18 protein-coding genes are annotated in these 16,828 nt (G+C 72.0%); 6 read left to right on the plus strand and 12 right to left on the minus strand.

The features are described from left to right. Position 1 precedes the first annotated feature (1 nt). A complete protein-coding gene (locus tag E9228_RS01700) occupies positions 2-331 on the plus strand; it encodes a metal-sulfur cluster assembly factor (protein ID WP_111073528.1) in 330 nt (109 codons plus the stop codon). Positions 332-410: 79 nt separating this feature from the next. On the opposite strand, the gene E9228_RS01705 is transcribed toward E9228_RS01700, so the two are convergent. Further along, positions 411-1,010, minus strand: coding sequence for a biotin transporter BioY (locus E9228_RS01705; protein ID WP_166778876.1), 600 nt, complete (start codon positions 1,008-1,010; stop codon positions 411-413). A gap of 115 nt (positions 1,011-1,125) precedes the next feature. Between E9228_RS01705 and E9228_RS01710 the strand changes: the two genes are divergently transcribed. Continuing rightward, positions 1,126-2,724: an ATP-binding cassette domain-containing protein gene (locus E9228_RS01710; protein ID WP_166778877.1), complete on the plus strand. Its 1,599-nt coding sequence runs from the start codon at positions 1,126-1,128 to the stop codon at positions 2,722-2,724. 110 nt (positions 2,725-2,834) lie between these two features. Here the strand turns inward: E9228_RS01710 and E9228_RS01715 are convergent, their stop codons facing one another. From E9228_RS01715 to E9228_RS01725, 3 genes are read right to left on the minus strand one after another with little or no spacing between them, the layout of a single operon-like run. Then, positions 2,835-3,836: an SURF1 family cytochrome oxidase biogenesis protein gene (locus tag E9228_RS01715; protein ID WP_166778878.1), complete on the minus strand. Its 1,002-nt coding sequence runs from the start codon at positions 3,834-3,836 to the stop codon at positions 2,835-2,837. After that, positions 3,833-4,108: a hypothetical protein gene (locus tag E9228_RS01720; RefSeq protein WP_166778879.1), complete on the minus strand. Its 276-nt coding sequence runs from the start codon at positions 4,106-4,108 to the stop codon at positions 3,833-3,835. Before E9228_RS01720 ends, E9228_RS01715 begins: the two co-directional genes overlap by 4 nt. After that, entirely contained in the window at positions 4,108-4,623 is a 516-nt protein-coding gene (locus E9228_RS01725) for a DUF3099 domain-containing protein (RefSeq protein ID WP_208385440.1), read from the minus strand. Before E9228_RS01725 ends, E9228_RS01720 begins: the two co-directional genes overlap by 1 nt. 164 nt (positions 4,624-4,787) lie before the next feature. Here E9228_RS01725 and fabG point away from each other — a divergent pair, with 164 nt between their 5' ends. Next, positions 4,788-5,501, plus strand: coding sequence for a 3-oxoacyl-ACP reductase FabG (fabG, locus tag E9228_RS01730; RefSeq protein ID WP_166778880.1), 714 nt, complete (start codon positions 4,788-4,790; stop codon positions 5,499-5,501). A gap of 87 nt (positions 5,502-5,588) precedes the next feature. Here the strand turns inward: fabG and serB are convergent, their stop codons facing one another. Then, on the minus strand, positions 5,589-6,227 hold the full coding sequence (gene serB / locus E9228_RS01735; RefSeq protein WP_166778881.1) for a phosphoserine phosphatase SerB: 639 nt from the start codon (positions 6,225-6,227) through the stop codon (positions 5,589-5,591). A gap of 64 nt (positions 6,228-6,291) precedes the next feature. Next, positions 6,292-7,533, minus strand: a complete 1,242-nt coding sequence (gene glgC / locus E9228_RS01740) for a glucose-1-phosphate adenylyltransferase (protein ID WP_110902493.1) — start codon at positions 7,531-7,533, stop codon at positions 6,292-6,294. Positions 7,534-7,580: 47 nt separating this feature from the next. On the opposite strand from glgC, the gene glgA reads away from it, so the two are divergent. The 3 genes from glgA (at position 7,581) to E9228_RS01755 (ending at position 10,065) form a co-directional block, all read left to right on the plus strand. After that, complete coding sequence (gene glgA / locus E9228_RS01745) at positions 7,581-8,777, plus strand: glycogen synthase (RefSeq protein ID WP_166778882.1); 1,197 nt, start codon at positions 7,581-7,583, stop codon at positions 8,775-8,777. A gap of 138 nt (positions 8,778-8,915) precedes the next feature. Continuing rightward, on the plus strand, positions 8,916-9,698 hold the full coding sequence (locus E9228_RS01750) for an ABC transporter ATP-binding protein (protein WP_166778883.1): 783 nt from the start codon (positions 8,916-8,918) through the stop codon (positions 9,696-9,698). Between the two features lie 118 nt (positions 9,699-9,816). Beyond that, entirely contained in the window at positions 9,817-10,065 is a 249-nt protein-coding gene (locus E9228_RS01755) for a type B 50S ribosomal protein L31 (RefSeq protein ID WP_071275272.1), read from the plus strand. Between the two features lie 70 nt (positions 10,066-10,135). Here the strand turns inward: E9228_RS01755 and E9228_RS01760 are convergent, their stop codons facing one another. The 6 genes from E9228_RS01760 to E9228_RS01785 are packed head-to-tail and all read right to left on the minus strand — an operon-like array spanning position 10,136 to position 16,821. Beyond that, positions 10,136-10,957 (minus strand): HAD family hydrolase, encoded by an 822-nt coding sequence (locus tag E9228_RS01760; RefSeq protein ID WP_166778884.1) that lies wholly within the window; start codon positions 10,955-10,957, stop codon positions 10,136-10,138. Further along, the gene (locus E9228_RS01765; protein WP_208385441.1) at positions 10,954-13,659 is read right to left on the minus strand and encodes a phosphoribosyltransferase domain-containing protein; all 2,706 of its coding nucleotides are present in this window, start codon (positions 13,657-13,659) and stop codon (positions 10,954-10,956) included. The genes E9228_RS01760 and E9228_RS01765 overlap by 4 nt, the downstream gene beginning before the upstream one ends. Then, positions 13,656-14,822 (minus strand): HpcH/HpaI aldolase/citrate lyase family protein, encoded by a 1,167-nt coding sequence (locus E9228_RS01770; RefSeq protein ID WP_166778886.1) that lies wholly within the window; start codon positions 14,820-14,822, stop codon positions 13,656-13,658. The genes E9228_RS01765 and E9228_RS01770 overlap by 4 nt, the downstream gene beginning before the upstream one ends. Positions 14,823-14,825: 3 nt before the next feature. After that, positions 14,826-15,695, minus strand: a complete 870-nt coding sequence (locus E9228_RS01775) for a hypothetical protein (RefSeq protein ID WP_166778887.1) — start codon at positions 15,693-15,695, stop codon at positions 14,826-14,828. Next, positions 15,692-16,252 (minus strand): TerD family protein, encoded by a 561-nt coding sequence (locus E9228_RS01780; RefSeq protein WP_166778888.1) that lies wholly within the window; start codon positions 16,250-16,252, stop codon positions 15,692-15,694. Before E9228_RS01780 ends, E9228_RS01775 begins: the two co-directional genes overlap by 4 nt. Further along, positions 16,249-16,821: a hypothetical protein gene (locus tag E9228_RS01785; protein WP_166778889.1), complete on the minus strand. Its 573-nt coding sequence runs from the start codon at positions 16,819-16,821 to the stop codon at positions 16,249-16,251. Before E9228_RS01785 ends, E9228_RS01780 begins: the two co-directional genes overlap by 4 nt. Positions 16,822-16,828 lie beyond the last annotated feature (7 nt).

The following is a 16,828-nucleotide window of genomic DNA, read 5'->3' on the forward strand; positions in this document are numbered from 1 at the left end:
GATGATCACCACACTGGCACCGGAGAAGTTCGACGAGGTCGTCGAGGGCCTGAAAGAGGTCCAGGACCCGGAGCTCGGCGTCAACATCGTCGACCTCGGCCTCATCTACGACCTGGCCTGGGACGACGAGGCGACCGCACTCATCATCAGCATGACGCTGACGAGTGCGGGCTGCCCGCTGACCGACGTGATCGAGAACGACACCGCGAACGCGCTCGACGGCATCGTCGACGCCTTCCGCATCAACTGGGTCTGGATGCCGCCGTGGGGTCCGGAGCGGATCACCGACGACGGCCGCGAGATGATGCGCGCGCTCGGCTTCTCGATCTAGCCACGCGACCACAAGACGGACGGGAGGCCCGGTACCAGCTGGTACCGGGCCTCCCGTCCGTCCTGTGGTGCGGAGACAGTCAGCGGCGGCCGAGTGCCTTCCAGGCCAGGGGCAGCACGCCTGCTGCGATGAGCGCCTTGGCGATGCCGCCCACGATGAACGGGTACAGGCCGGCCGCGAGGACGGACTGGAGGTCGTTCGGGGCGCCCAGCGCGCCGAGGGCGACCGCGAGGTACGGCAGACCGGTCACGAAGGGGATCGCACTCGCGAGCAGCATCGCCACCGCGGCGCGCCCGACCTTGCGGTCCCAGTTGCGACGCGCGAGCCAGCCGATCAGACCGGCTGCCGGGATGAAGCCGATGACGTACCCGAAGCTCGGCAGGGTGAGGGCGTGCAGGCCGCCCTGGGCGTCGGCGAAGAACGGCGCGCCGGCGAGTCCGACGATCGCGTAGACGAGCATCGACAGAACGCCGCGTCGCGCACCGAGCGTCGCACCGACGAGCACGACGGCCAGCGTCTGACCGGTCACGGGGACCGGCCACATCGGGACCTCGACCTGGGCCAGCGCGGCCGTGAACAGCGCACCACCGGCGATCAGAGCGGCGTCGGTGGCCAGGCCGTGGGTGCGCAGACGGTCGGCGAGGACTGCGCGGGGAGCGAACCCGGTGGCGTTCGTCATGGATTCTCCTAGAATGGACTGCTGGTCCTTCTCAGGACCATCGGTCCCGTCAGCGTAGCGGTGCACCTCCGGCACACACCGTTGTGCGAACCCACCAACTGATTGGACGTCCACTGTGCTTGCCGTGCACGAACTCGAGATCCGCGTCGGGGCTCGCCTCCTGATGGAGAACGTGTCCTTCCGCGTCGAGCGGGGTGACAAGATCGGCCTCGTCGGCCGGAACGGCGCGGGGAAGACCACCATGACCAAGGCCCTGGCGGGGGAAGCCGCCCCGACCGACGGCAAGATCGAGCGATCGGGCGAGATCGGCTACCTGCCGCAGGACCCGCGCTCGGGCAACCCCGAGGACACCGCGCGCAAGCGCATCCTGGATGCCCGCGGGCTGGGGGAGCTCGTCGACGGCATCCGCAAGGCCACGCTCGACATGGCCAGCACGGACCCGGCCGTCGCCGAGAAGGCGATGAAGCGGTACTCCCGCCTGGACGACGAGTTCAACGCGCTGGGTGGCTACGCGGCCGAGGCCGAGGCGGCGTCGATCGCGTCGAACCTCAAGCTGCCGGACCGCATCCTCGACCAGCAGCTCAAGACCCTCTCCGGCGGTCAGCGTCGCCGCATCGAGCTCGCCCGCATCCTGTTCTCCGACGCGGACACGATGATCCTCGACGAGCCGACGAACCACCTCGACGCCGACTCGGTCGTGTGGCTCCGTGAGCACCTGAAGACCTACGCCGGTGGCGTCATCGTCATCTCCCACGACGTGGAGCTGGTGGACGAGGTCGTCAACCGCGTCTTCTACCTGGACGCGAACCGCCAGACCATCGACATCTACAACATGGGCTGGAAGCTCTACCAGCGGCAGCGTGTCGCCGACGAGGAGCGTCGCCGCAAGGAGCGCGCGGGCGCCGAGAAGAAGGCGGCGACCCTCAAGGACCAGGCCGCTCGGTTCGGTGCGAAGGCGTCCAAGGCGGCTGCGGCCCACCAGATGGTCGCGCGCGCCGACAAGCTGCTCGCGGGTCTCGAGGACGAGCGCGTCGCCGACCGGGTGGCGAAGATCCGCTTCCCGACCCCGGCTCCGTGTGGCCGCACCCCCCTGATGGCCGAGGGGCTGTCGAAGTCGTACGGGTCGCTCGAGATCTTCGCGGGTGTCGACCTGGCGATCGACCGTGGTTCCCGCGTGGTCATCCTCGGCTTCAACGGTGCGGGCAAGACGACGCTGCTGCGCATCCTGGCGGGTGCGGACCAGCCGGACACGGGTGAGATCCAGCCCGGCCACGGTCTGCGCATCGGCTACTACGCGCAGGAGCACGAGAACATCGACATCAACCGCACGGTGATCGAGAACATGGTGTCGGCGTCGACCGACCTCAACGAGACCGAGGCCCGTCGGGTGCTCGGGTCGTTCCTGTTCACCGGTGACGACGGCTACAAGAAGGCCGGAGTCCTGTCCGGTGGCGAGAAGACCCGCCTGTCGCTCGCGATGATCGTCGTCTCGGGTGCGAACGTCCTGCTGCTCGACGAGCCGACGAACAACCTGGACCCGGCGTCGCGCGAGGAGATCCTCAACGCCCTGGCCGGCTTCGAGGGTGCGGTCGTCCTGGTGTCGCACGACGCCGGCGCGGTCGAGGCGCTGAACCCCGAGCGTGTGCTGCTGCTGCCGGACGGCACCGAGGACCACTGGAACAAGGACTACGCGGAGCTCATCGAGCTCGCCTGACCCGGGTCCGCATCGGATCGCGGAGCAGGACACACGACGGACGGGAGGCCCGTGGCGACATCGCCACGGGCCTCCCGTCCGTCGGTACGGACGCCTCGGCCGCCGGCCCGTCAGCGTCCTGACGTGAGCAGTTCGTCCTCGATCTCGGCGTCCGACTTCGGCTTCGCGTCCTTGCGGCGCTGCCGGTCGAGGGCGCGCTCGCGCTCCTCCGGGTCGTCCTGGTTGAGGTTCCGGTACTCCTGCACCATCACGTACGCCAGGAAGCCGAAGCCCCCGACGGCGAACAGGAACCACTGGATGAAGTAGCTGAGGTGCAGGCCGGTGTCGGCGCTCGGACGGTCCCAGCCGAGCGGTGCGCGCTCGGTCGGCGCGGGCGTCTCGCTGTCGAGCTGGCCGTACGCACCGGTCCAGATCGGGTGACCGGCCTTGTCGGCGACGTCGGGCAGTGTGACGGACTGCACCTGGTCGGTGTTCGCCGGGTCCGTGCGGCCGGGGATGCGCGGCTCGGACTGCTGCAGACGCACGACGACGGTGACGGTGCCGGTCGGGGGAGCCGGCACGCTGTCCGGGGCGTCCTGCCGGTTGCCGGTCGGCACCCAGCCGCGGTCGACGACGAAGGCGCGGCCCTCAGCGGTGACCAGGGGGGTGAGGACCTCGAACCCGGGCTGGCCGTTGTGCACGCGGTTGCGGACGAGGAGCTGGTGGTCGGTGTCGTACCGGCCGGTGACGCTCGCACGCAGCCAGGTCAGGTCGTTGCTCCACGTGCCGGCCCGGGGGAGGACCTGATCGACCGGCACCGGTGCGTGGTCGTAGTTCGCAGCGATCTGGTCGTTCTGGCGGACCGCTTCGTTCCGACGGTCCCACTGCCACATGCCGAACAGGGTGCAGACGACCGCGAACGCCACGGCGATCGCGAAGTAGCCGAGCCAGCGGCGGCTGCGGACGAAGTGCCAGCCGACGAAGGGCTCGGTGGGGTCGTCGCCGCGGACCGGTGCGGTGGGGCCGTCGGCCGGGGAGCCGATGCCGTTGCTCGAGGTCGTCGTTCCGGCCTGCCGGATCCGGGCCGCGTGGCGCCGGCCGTACCGGGAACCGGGGTCGAAGCCCTCGGTCATCGCCCGTCACCCGCGACGCGCGCGGTGGTGTCGTCGAGGTTCTTCACGTCGTCGTCGATGCCGGTGACGCGCACCGGGAACGAGCGCGAGCGCAGGTAGTCGGCGAGGAAGTCGCAGTGGTCGTCGCAGGCGGCCCAGATCTTCACGCGGTCCTCGGCGTGGATGCGCGGGTTCCGCCAGTTCACCCGCCACGCTGCCGTCGACGAACAACCGGCCCGCGAACACACCGGCGTCGCGCCGGGTTCGGTGAACAGGTCGAAGGTCGATCCCATCAGCGGCGGCCGCCGTTCCGTGCCGTCCAGACGCGCGAGCGGTCGCCGTTGCGCTGCCAGTCCTCCTGCGCCCGCTGGGCCTGGTCGCGCAGACGCTCCTGCTCGGCGCGGTAGGCCTGGGCGCGCGCTTCTTCCTGCTCGTCACGGAGACGTGGGTCGACGGCGTCGTAGAGCTCGATCGCACCACCCGGTCGGACGACGTCACCACCGGTCCGGTTGCCCGCGTTCGCCAGCACGACCGCGACCCACGGGACCACGGCTGCGGCGACGATCGGCAGCACGGCGATCCAGGAGTGCCAGGCGCTCCAGATCAGCACGGCACCGACGAAGCAGACGACACGGAACGCCATCTGCCACACGTAGCGGGAGAGCCGGTGGGCACGGTCGATATCCGGGTTGTCCGGGAGTGTCGTGATGTTCTGCGACGACATCGGCTCCGCGGTCACGTGTTCCGGCGCCGAACGCTGGAGCTGGATGCGCGGGCCGCTCGGGTTCTGCGGGTTCTTGCGGTTCATGCGGTGGGGTCTCCGTCTGCCGGACTCCAGTTTACGCCCGGGGTACGACATCCGGCCGGTCGTGCGGAGACCGGCCGTCGGGGAGTGCACCGGTAGGCTCGTCCGGGCGTGTCCGGACACCCGAGGTCCCGGCGTGCCAGCGACCACCAGCGAACGGAGCGACCATGACCACCCCCCGTACCGTCCTCATCACCGGCGGCAACCGCGGCATCGGCCACGCGCTGGCCGCCCGCTTCGTCGACGCCGGACACCGGGTCGCCGTCACGTCGCGGAAAGGGCAGGGCGGCCCCGAGGGTGCGCTCACCGTGCAGGCCGACATCACCGACACCGCGTCCGTCGACCGGGCGTTCACCGAGGTCGAGTCCGCGCTCGGTCCGATCGAGGTCCTGGTCGCCAACGCCGGGATCACGAACGACCAGCTGCTGCTCCGGATGTCGGAAGAGGACTTCACGAGCGTCATCGACACGAACCTGACGGGCACCTTCCGCGTGGTCAAGCGTGCGACGAAGGGGATGATGAAGGCGAAGTTCGGCCGCATCGTGCTGATGTCGAGCGTCGTCGGGGCGTACGGGCAGATCGGGCAGGTCAACTACGCGTCGTCGAAGGCCGCGCTGGTCGGCATGGCACGGTCCATCACGCGCGAACTCGGGTCGCGCGGCATCACCGCGAACGTCGTCGCGCCCGGGTTCATCCAGACCGACATGACGGCAGCGCTCTCCGACGAGCTGCAGGCCGAGTTCAAGAAGGCGATCCCGGCGGCGCGCTACGGCAGCGTCGACGACGTCGCGGACGCCACGCTCTTCCTGGCGGGCGACGGCGCGGGCTACATCTCCGGCGCGGTCATCCCGGTCGACGGCGGCCTCGGCATGGGCCACTGACGGCCTGACCCGCTGCCGGCTCTGCCGGCCGTCGCCGGCCCCGCCTGCGGCCGTCAGCCGCCGGCGGCGCGGCGGCGCAGCGGGGCGTCAGCCGCGCAGACCGAGCGCGGCCAGGACGACGGACAGGTCGCGGTCGACGACCGCGACGTCCGCCTCGGCCCGGACGCGCGGCTTCGCGTCGAAGGCGACGGCCAACGCAGCGACCGCCATCATCGCCAGGTCGTTGGCACCGTCCCCGACGGCGACCGTCCGGGTCAGGGGGACGCCGTCGGCGGCAGCCCACGTCCGCAGCGAGTCCGCCTTGGCCCGGGCGTCGACGACCGCGCCGGCGACCCGCCCGGTGAGCACGCCGTCCCGCGTCTCGAGCCGGTTGGCCCGGCAGTGGTCGAGGCCGAGCCCGGCGGCGAACGGGTCGAGCACCTCGTGGAAACCCCCGGACACGACGCCGACCGTGCCGCCGGCCGCGTGCACCCCGCGCACGAGCTCGTCGGCGCCGCGGGTGACGCGGACGGCCTGCTGGGCGCGCGTGAACGTGTCGACCGGGAGGCCCGCCAACGTCGCGACCCGCTCCCGGAGGCTCTCGGCGAAGTCGATCTCCCCGCGCATGGCGCGCTCCGTCACCGTCTGGACCTGTGGTCGGGTCCCCGCCGCGTCGGCGAGGAGCTCGATGACCTCGTCCTCGAGCAGCGTCGAGTCGGCATCGAGGACGACGAGGAAACGGGGCACCCGACCACGGTAGCGGGGTCGGGTGCCCCGTGACGTCGTGGGGTCACGACGCGGAGCGAACGGGTCAGGCTTCGACGCGGACGCCCTTGCCGACCACGGTGATGCCGGAGTCGGTCACGGTGAAGCCGCGGGCCTCGTCGGCCTCCCGGTCCACGCCGACGTGTGCGCCCGGTGCGAGCACGACGTCCTTGTCGAGGATCGCCCGGTTCACGATCGCGCCGGCGCCGATGGTCGCGCGCTCGAAGACGATCGAGTCGAGCACCTTCGCCTGCGAGTCGATCGTCGCCCACGGGCCGATGACGCTGCGTTCGACCTGGGCGCCGGAGAGCAGGCAGCCGAGCGAGACGATGGAGTCGACCGTCGCGCCGGTGTTGCCGTTGGCGTCGCGCACGAACTTGGCCGGCGGCAGGTTCGTCTGCTGGTTGAAGATCGGCCAGTCCTGGTTGTACAGGTTGAAGACCGGGACCGGGGCGATGAGGTCCATGTGCGCGTCGAAGAACGAGTCGATCGTGCCCACGTCGCGCCAGTAGTACTTGTCGCGGTCGTTCGACCCGGGGACCTCGTTGCGCTGCAGGTCGTACACGCCGGCGTCGCCACGCGCGACGAAGTCCGGGATGATGTCGCCGCCCATGTCGTGGTCGGACGACTCGATCTGGCCGTCGCGGAGGACGGCGTCCACCAGGGCGTCGGCGTCGAAGACGTAGTTGCCCATCGACGCCAGGACCTCGTTCGGCGAGTCCGGCAGGCCGGTGGCGTCCTTCGGCTTCTCGAGGAACGCCTCGATGCGGGTCGGGTCCGCGTCGTCGACCTTGATGACACCGAACTGGTCGGCGAGCTCGATCGGCTGCCGGATCGCCGCGACGGTGGCGCTGCGGCCGGAGGCAATGTGCGCCTCCACCATCTGGGAGAAGTCCATCCGGTACACGTGGTCCGCGCCGACCACGACGACGATGTCGGGCCGCTCGTCACGCATCAGGTTCAGGGACTGCAGGATCGCGTCGGCGGAGCCGGCGAACCAGCGCTTGCCGAGCCGCTGCTGTGCGGGGACAGAGGCGACGTAGGAGCCGAGCAGCCCCTCCATGCGCCAGGTCTGGGAGACGTGCCGGTCGAGTGAGTGTGACTTGTACTGCGTCAGGACGACGATGCGCTGGAGCCCGGAGTTGACCAGGTTCGACAGCGCGAAGTCCACGAGGCGGAAGTTCCCACCGAACGGCACGGCCGGCTTCGCGCGGTCCGCGGTGAGCGGCATGAGCCGTTTGCCCTCGCCGCCGGCCAGGACGATGCCGAATACCTTCTTCGTTGCCATGTCGCTCACAGTAGGCGTCAGCACTGGGAAACCGTTACCTTGAACCCGTGCGAGTCGATCTACTGACCAGGGAGTATCCGCCGGAGGTCTACGGCGGTGCCGGTGTCCATGTTGCCCAGCTGACCGCGGCGCTGCGCTCCGGGACGGACACCGACGTCCGTGTCCGGGCGTTCGGCGGGTTCCGCGACGAACAGGGCGTGTCGGCCTACCGCACGCCGGCGGGCCTCGAACAGGCGAACGGCGCGCTGCAGGCGCTCGGCACCGACGTGCAGATCGCCGCCGACGTCGAGGGCGCCGACCTCGTGCACTCGCACACCTGGTACGCCAACTCCGCCGGACGCCTGGCGCAGCTGACGCACGGCATCCCGCACGTCGTCACGGCCCACAGCCTCGAGCCGCTCCGTCCGTGGAAGGCCGAGCAGCTCGGCGGCGGCTACCGCCTGTCCAGCTGGATGGAGCGCGAGGCGTTCACCAACGCCGACGGCGTCGTCGCGGTGTCGAAGGCGATGCGCGCGGACATCCTGCGCTCGTACCCCTCGATCGACCCGTCCCGCGTGAAGGTCGTCTACAACGGCATCGACATCGACGACTGGAAGCCCCAGCGCGACGACGACGCCGTCCGAGCGCTCGGCATCGACCCGGACCGTCCCAGCGTGGTCTTCGTCGGTCGCATCACCCGGCAGAAGGGGCTGCCCTACCTGCTCCGTGCGGTGGCGTCGCTGCCCGAGGACGTCCAGGTCGTCCTCTGCGCCGGCGCTCCCGACACACCCGAGATCCTCGCCGAGGTCACCGGCCTCGTCGAGGACCTGCGGACCCGCCGGAACGGCGTGATCTGGATCGACCGGATGCTCGAGCACCGCGAGATCGTCAACGTCCTGTCGAGCGCCACCGTGTTCGTCTGCCCGTCGATCTACGAGCCGCTCGGCATCGTGAACCTCGAGGCCATGGCCTGCGGCATCCCCGTGGTCGGCACGAAGACCGGCGGCATCCCGGAGGTCGTCGCCGACGGCCTGACCGGCCGCATCGTGCCGATCGACCAGGCGACCGACGGCACCGGGACGCCGACCGACCCGGACCGGTACGTGGCCGACCTCGCCGCGACCCTCAACGAGGTGCTCGACGACCTCGGGCTCGCGAAGCTGATGGGCCGTGCCGGTCGACTCCGTGTCGAGAGCGAGTTCACCTGGGGCGCGATCGCGACCAAGACCCGTGCCGTCTACGACGAGGTGCTCGCCGGTCGCTGACCGCGGCACACGAGCCGACGGCCTGGAGGCCCGGTGCCGGTCCCCGAGACCGGCACCGGGCCTCCCGTCCGTCGCCCGTGGACAGCCGGACGCGCGGCGCTGACGGGGGAGCCGACCGTGCTCGTCTAGGCTGGCGGCATGCCCTCGGTCGTGCGCTTGTCAGACGTCTCCGTGGTCCGTGACGGGTCCACCATCCTCGACGGGATCTCGTGGGAGGTGCAGGACGACGAGCGCTGGGTGGTGCTCGGTGCGAACGGTGCCGGCAAGACCACGCTGCTGCAGGTCGCGGGTGCGCAGACCTTCCCGACCTCCGGTGACGTCGAGGTCCTCGGGACCGAACTCGGCGGCGCCGACCTGTTCGAACTCCGTCCCCGGATCGGCTTCGCGTCGACCGCCCTGGCGCGTCGCATCCCGATGACCGAGAAGGTCATCGACGTGGTCCTGACCGCCGCGTACTCCGTCACCGGGCGCTGGAACGAGGAGTACGAGGAGCTCGACGTCCGACGTGCCCAGCGGGTGCTCGAGGAGTGGGGCCTCGGTGCCTTCACCGAGCGCAGCTTCGGGGAGCTCAGCGACGGCGAGCAGAAGCGCGTCCAGATCGCCCGTGCGGTGATGACCGACCCCGAGGTGCTGTTCCTCGACGAGCCGGCCGCGTCGCTCGACCTGGGCGCCCGCGAGAGTCTGGTGCGGACGCTCGGCGGCTACGCGCAGAGTTCGGACTCGCCGGCGATCGTCATCGTCACCCACCACGTCGAGGAGATCCCCGCGGGCTTCACGCACGCGCTCGTCCTCGCCGACGGCCACGTGCAGTCCGCCGGTCCGATCGCCGAGGTCCTGACCGCCGAGACGCTCTCCGCGGCGTTCGGTGTGGACCTCACGGTGACGCAGGACGCCGGACGCTGGACCGCCCGAGCCGTCTGAGCAGCCACGACACAGCCTCGAGCGCTCCCGATGCGCGCCGCGGTCTGGTAACGTGGTCCGCTGGCGTAGGCCACACGACTTCCCATCTTCCGTCATCGCGATCCACCGAGGAATCCCCATGAAGACCGAAACCCACCCCGAGTACCGCGCCATCGTCTTCCGTGACCTGGCTTCCGGTGAGACGTTCCTGACGCGTTCGACCGCGAACAGCGACAAGACCATCGAGCTCGACGGTGCGACCTACCCGGTCATCGACGTCGAGATCTCGTCCGCTTCGCACCCGTTCTACACGGGCAAGCAGCGCATCCTCGACTCGGCCGGCCGCGTCGAGAAGTTCAACCAGCGCTTCAAGGGCTTCAGCAAGTAAGCAGCTCGCTCCCCTCGGGAGCACGAACGGGCGGTCCTCCTGCGGGAGGACCGCCCGTTCTGCGTTCCGGTCAGGCCCGCGCCGGGACCTCGGCGGCCGCGGCGGCAGCGAGTCCGACGAGCTCCTCGCCGGCCAGGACGCCCTGCGCCCGGGTGACGACGAGGTTCGGCGCCGTCCACCCCACGGCGTGCAACTCGCCGTGCGCGGGCCGGATCGCGACGTCCGCCCACGCGAGCATCTCGCGGTCGAGCAACGAGTCACCTGCGGCGATGGTCCGGGTCGCTCCGGTGCGGTCGGCGACGGCCGCCAGGGCACGTTCCTTCCGGATGGGCGTCGGGACCGCGTAGAGCTTCCGGCCCTGCACGGACACCCGCCAGCCGAGCTCGGCCAGTTCGGCGGCGAAGGCCTCGACGGCGGAGTCGGGCAGTTCGGAGCGCTCGACGATGGCGTACACGAACACGTCCTCGGCGCGGCGGGTGCGGAGGACGGACCCCTCGGGCAGCGCCGTGGCCAGCCGGTGCTCGACCTCGGGCAGCGGTGCCGACGTCGCCGCCACCTCCTCGCGCAGCGTTGCGGTCCAGGACTCGTCCGGCACGCCATCGTGCAGGACGACGGCGCCGTTCGTCGTCACGGCCCACCCCGTCGTCGGCAGGGGGAGCCGGATGCGCTGGAACTGGGCGACCGTCCGGGTGGTCACCGGGACCACGACGGCGGTCTCGGCCAGGGCTTCCAGGGCACGCTCCGCACGACGGGTCATGAACGACAGCGGCTGGCCCTGGTACACCTCGGTGACGACGAGCGAGGGCGCGTCCTCGTCCGGCCCGTCGAGCATGAGCGCGGCGGCGGAGTAGACCACGGTGCGGTCGAGGTCGAACCCGACGAGGGCACTCACGCGTCGGTCCCCGTGGCGGTCGTGGCGGCCCCGGCCGGGTCGACACCGGCCGGGTCGACACCGGCCGGGTCGACACCGGTCTCGGTCACCCGGCTGCCGAGCGGGTGGATCAGCCCGACGCAGCTGTAGGACAGGTCGGGTCGGGTGACGACCGGCACGCCCCGCTCGCGGGCGAGGGCGACGACGTGGGCGATGTCGACGTCCTCCGGGTCTCGCACCAGCACCTGCCACGGCACCCGACGGAGCAGCACTCGGGTGGTCTCACCGACACCCGGTTTCACCAGGTGCAGGTCGGTGATGCCGTACTCGGCTCCGATCGCCTCGACGGTCCGCATGCCGCGCCAGTCGACCACGCGCGACTCCGGGCCACCGTCGGCAGCCAGGGCCGCGTCGACGCGGGAGCGGACAGCGGCGAACCGCTCGGCGATGGTGGCGACGAACGAGCGGGAGTGGTCGCGGGCACCGAGCTCCCGGTACTGCTTCGCCCCGTGCAGCGTCCCCTCCGGAGTCCACGCGCGGTTGAACACCGTCCGCGACACCAGCCCGGACACCGTCGAGTTGAGGCACGCCGACGGCACCAGGTAGTCGTCGCGGGTGCCGTGCAGCGGGGTGCACCCGGCCGGGTCGGCGAGGACGGCGAGCTCGTCGCCGAAGCGGACACCGTCGGTCGCCGCGAACCGGTCGAGCGCGTCGGTCAGCTCCCGCGTGATGGCGCCCTTGCCGGTCCACCCGTCGACGAAGACGACCTGGGACGCGTCGTGGTGCGCCGCGAGCCAGCGGAGCGCCGTCTCGTCGATGCCGACCCCACGGACGATGCTCGCCGTGTAGTGCTGCAGGCGGACCCCGTGCTGCTCCGCCGCCCAGCGGCGCATGAGGATCCCGACGGGCGTGCCGGCGCGGGCGAGGGAGACGAGCACGGCGTTCGGTCGGTCGCGGAGGACCAGGTCCGTGACGATGCCGACCGCCTCGGCGATCCGGTCCGCCGACCGCCCGAGGGCGTCGCGGTACAGCTCCTCGTAGGACTCCGACGGCACGTACTCGACGGGCAGGGACTCGGCGTAGTTAGCGCCCTCCAGCTGGATGGCCCGCTCCCGGTCGGCGGTGTCCGCCTCGAGTGCGGCGTCAGCGAGGTCCTGCAGCAACCAGGTCACCTCGTCGGGTTCGTAGGACCCGAACGACGGACCGGTGAGTGGACGGGGCGAGGACGCGGCGGTACCCGCGGGTTCGAGGGCGCTGTCGACGAGCACCACCCGGGGCGTCACCGTCGTCAGGACGTCGAGCAGGCCGTCGGGGCCGTCGAGCGCGACCCGGTCAGTGCCGGGCTCGGGGACGACGACGACCGCGTCGAAGCCGTGCACGTTGTACGCGTACCGCTCGCCGGGGCCGTCGACCGTGACGTCGTGGGACCGGTGCCGGATGCCGGAGCGGATCGGCCAGGCCGGGTCGTCGAACACGGCGACGGGGGAGCGGGTGCTGGTCGAGGACCGGACGTCCGCGGTCGTCCGGCGGCGGAGTGCGTCCGCGACGGCGAGCGGCGTGGCCATGTGCTCCTCGGTGCCGAGCACCAGGATGCGCGACGGCACCTGGCTCGACTCGTCGGTCAGCACCGGGGCGAGGTCGGCGGCGATGCCCTCGACGTCGGTCCGCGGGGTGCGGACGCGCGAGGCGGGGGTCCCGGTGCGGTCGACGGCGGTGGGCGGCGCCGTCACGACGGTGACCGTGTCGGGACGGGAGGCGCTTGTCGGGCTGGGCGCGTGCCTCCCGTCCGTCGTCGGTCCGCCGACGGTCGTGGTGAGCGGCGCGGCGGCCGTGACGACGAGGTCCGCTGCCGTGGTGGTGAGTCCGTCGGGCAGGGCGACCCGACCGCGGCCGAGGGCGACGACGACGACGGGCGCGCCGAGCTCGGTGGCGAGGGCCTCGGTGGCGGCGACGTCCGCGTCGGACCGGAGGTCGACCAGTGCGGCGACGACCCACTGCCGTTGCGGGGCGACGGCGTGCAGCGCACGGATCGTGGCGCGGGCCGTCGCGCCGGTGCTCAGTTCGTCGTCCACCAGGACGACGGTGCCGTCGGTCGGCAGCCAGTCGTCCTCGGCGGGCAGCAGGCGGTGCGCGGTGGCGTGTGAGTGCGCTTCGTCGAAGCCGGCGGCGGGCGTCGCCCCGGCCGGGTCGTGGCGCGTCGAGTGCAGGTACCCGGCACCGAGGGCCTCGGCGACGGTCGCGCCGAGGGCGGTCGCGGTCTCGGCGAACCCGAGGACGAGCACGTCCGGCAGGGTCGGTCGGACGGCGGCCAGGTCGGTGCGGAGCGTCGTCGCGGCCCGGTGGACGGCGTCGGAGCCGTCGTGTGCCGGGGACTCGTCGCCGGCTCCGGTGGCCGTGTCGGTCTGCTGCTGCAGGTCGAGGACGGCCCCGAGTCGCGCGGCGGCCGCACCGTCGAGGCGCGCGCCACCGTCGAGGACGTCGGCGACCCGGGCACCGAGGGCCTCACCGGCCAGGAGCGCGACGGCGGGCACGGTCGGGACGTGCTTCGCGAGCACGGTGGACACGAGCAGGTGCGCGCGTCGGGGGTTCCGTCGGAGCGCCACGCGGACGAGGGACGACAGCGGCACGCCGGGCGCGGCCCCGGGGACGGCGGGCGCGTCGGTGAGGACCACGCCCAACTCGTCCGGGGTCGGCAGCGCGGCCGTGGGGGTGGTCGTGGTCACGGGAGGCTCCGCTCGAGCAGGTCGACGTAGGTCACGTCCGGGGTGGCCACACCGAACGCCCGGGCCCGGAGCATCGTGCGCTCCGCCCACGCGTGGTGCGGTTTCATCTCGTTCATCTTGTTGCCGTACCGGGAGGCGGCGACACCGCCCGTCGCGTTGGCGAGCACGTCGGAGGCGTCCGAGAACTCCTCGTCGCTGACGACCGACATCGCGTGCACGAGCGGCACGTGGCGCGGGTGGATGACCGTCTTGCCGGTGAGTCCGTTCGCGCGGTCGAGGGTGACCTCGCGGAGGAGTCCGTCGAAGCCCTCCAGGAGCAGCTGCCGGCGGAGCTTGAGGTCCCCGGCCTCCTGGAACGGCGTCGTGCGCAGCTGCGTGCGGAACACCCGGTCCGAGTCGGGGTAGTGCTCCCACACCGGCCCGGCGACGACGAAGCCGTCACGGGCACGACCGAGGACGTTCACCACGTCGCCGATCACGGACGCGAGCACCTGCACGTCGTACACGGTCAGGTGCGAGGGCCGGCGGAGGCCGTACACGCTCGACAGGTCGGTCGCGCCGATCCGAACGGCCAGCACGTCGTCCCGCCGTTCCAGCAGCAGGTCGTGGACGTCCGCGAGGGCCTCGGTGCGCGACTCCCGGTGCATGATCGCGGGGGACTCGAGGATCGGCATCACGAGGAGACGTCGGCCGGTGGCTCGTCCCTCGTTCGCGGCGTCGAGCACCTCGAACCACTGGGCACCGGCACCGTCGGGGTTCTCGAACTTCGGCAGGACGATCCCGGCCAGGACATCGAGTGCCCGGCTGCCGAAGCGGTCGAGCAGTCGTGCAAAGTGCTCCGGCGTCCGCACCCGCAGGAACAGCTGGGGCAGGGTCGCCGAGTCGAGTTCCTCGGTCAGGGTGCGGAGTGCGGCCTCGACGTTCGCCTCGGCCGTGGGCAGGTCGTCGTCGGCGACGGAGTCCTCCAGGCAGAGCACGATCGACCCGGCGCCGAGCTCGGTCTGCCGGCGGACGTCCCGCACCAGGTCCGGACGGATCCCCGGCGTGTACAGGGTGGCGCCGAGGGCCACCGCGCGGAGGTCCTGGGGGCTGTCCCGTGTGACGTCCTCGGGCGGTCGGAGGAACAGCGGTTCCTGGTCGGCGATGTTGGCGAAGTGGCGCACGGATCAGACTCCGACGGTCGGGGCGGACAGGACGAAGCCGAACGCGGCGAACACGTCGCCGTCGTGGGTCGCCCTGGGGAACGGCTCGGCGCGGAGCTCGAGTTCGCCGTCGATGACGGAGAGCGCCAGGATCGTGATGGTGTCGGCGTCCCCGGGGTCGACCGCGAGGGTGGTGCCGTCGTGCAGGGCGACGACGAGCCGGTCCGGCCCGCGGCCCATCACGAGTGCCCGGCGGAGCTCGCGGACGTGGCGGAGGGCGACCAGGACGTCGGCGCCGTCGTAGCCGACCAGCGGGCGGTTGCCCCGTGTGGTGACGGTGCGCCCGGCGGTCGCGCCGTCCGCGGTCGCGCCACCGACGACGTGGACGACCGACTCCCACGCTGCGCTCGTCGAACCGGTCACGCGGAGGGCACCGACGGCCGAGCGCCGGCGGTCGATGCGGACCACGGGGTCCTCGGGGCCGAGGACACGGACGTCGCGCGGGTCGGGTGCGGGGAAGGGGCGGATCCGGGAGGCACGCTCCGCCAGCCGACGCGCGATGCGGTCGGGACGGGGCTGGGCGGGCGCGGTGGTGCCCGGCGCGGGCACGCGGGCTGCGCCAGACGTCGGCGCCGCGGAGGTGCGTGGTGCCGGGGTCCGGTCCGACGACGGCGCGGGCTGACGGCCGAAGGACAGGCTCAGCCCGCCACCGGAGCTCGCCGGCGCGGCGGGTGCCGGAGCTGCCGGCGCGGCCGGGCGGGAGATCGGTACGCCGTGGGCGGCGCTGGTGCCCGACGAGGCGGCGGTGCCGTGCGAGGCGGCGGTCGGGTGTGCCTCCTGGCCGGGCGGGGTCGGACGGACGCGACGGCGGAGGAACGGGTGCCCCGTCGTCATCGCGCTCGGCCGATGCCGTGGTCGGCGCGGAGGCCGGTCAGGCCGGTCGTGTAGCCCTGACCGACGGCGCGGAACTTCCACTCCGAGCGGTGGCGGTACAGCTCACCCAGGATCACCGCGTCGATGAGGTGGTTCCGCTCCGGCGGCAGCGGGAACGCGATGAGCTCCCGACCGTCCGGCGCGCAGACGCGGACCGACATCGAGCGGACCGAGCCGAGGTCCTTCGGGGACCGCGGGTCGGGGTCGAGGTAGACCGCGAAGACGATCTTGTCGACGGCGTCCGGCACCGAGGCGAAGTCGACGTCGATCTCCTCCTGGTCGGACTCGTCCAGGTACCGGACGGAGGCGTCGGCACTCTCGATCTGGTTGAAGAACACGAGGTCCTCGTCGGAGAGCACGTGGCCGTCGGGGCCGCAGACGATGGCGACCGGGACGAGTTCAGCGGAGGGGCCGCGGCTGGCGATCTGGTCCCAGTGGATCCCGACGACGACCGCGCTGAGGCCGGGGTTCTCGGCGGTCAGCGCAGCGTTCGCGCCCGGGACGAGCTGCCCGGTCACGAGTCGGCTCCGCGGAGGCGCAGGACCTCGTCACCGTTGCCCAGGCGGTCGCGGAGGAACCGGCCGTGCGAGGAGAGTTCGGCGATGGCACCGCTCCTGATCTGTTCGTGCATGTCCTCCACCGTCTCCGCGACGACGTCGAGTTGGCCGGCGAGGGTCGCCGTGGCGGCGCTCTCCGGGGTCCGGTCCGCTGCGGGCAGGGAACGGTAGGTCCGGACGGGCGTGGGCAGGTAGTCGTTCACGATCGCCTGGAAGAGGTAGCGCTGCTCGGTCGAGGCGCCACGTGCGATCACGGTGCCGGCGGCCTCCCGGAGGAGGTCCTCGACGTGTCGGACGCGCGAGGACACGACGGTCGGCAGGTCGGCTCCGGCCGCGCGCACGATCGTCCGGAGGTCGTCGAGCCCGGCTGCCGCCGCAGCGTCGTCGGCCGCGCCGCCCGAACCGCGGACGTCGATCCGCGCCGCCGCAGCGGCCGCGGCCGACGCCGGGGTCTCGGCGTCCGGATCCGGGACCCGTCGCTCCGGGTCGTCGTCGTCGCGGCCGAACAGTGCGCGCAGGCGATCACGCACGGCAGTC

Source organism: Curtobacterium salicis (assembly GCF_011759505.1).
In the GTDB taxonomy this organism is placed as follows: domain Bacteria; phylum Actinomycetota; class Actinomycetes; order Actinomycetales; family Microbacteriaceae; genus Curtobacterium; species Curtobacterium salicis.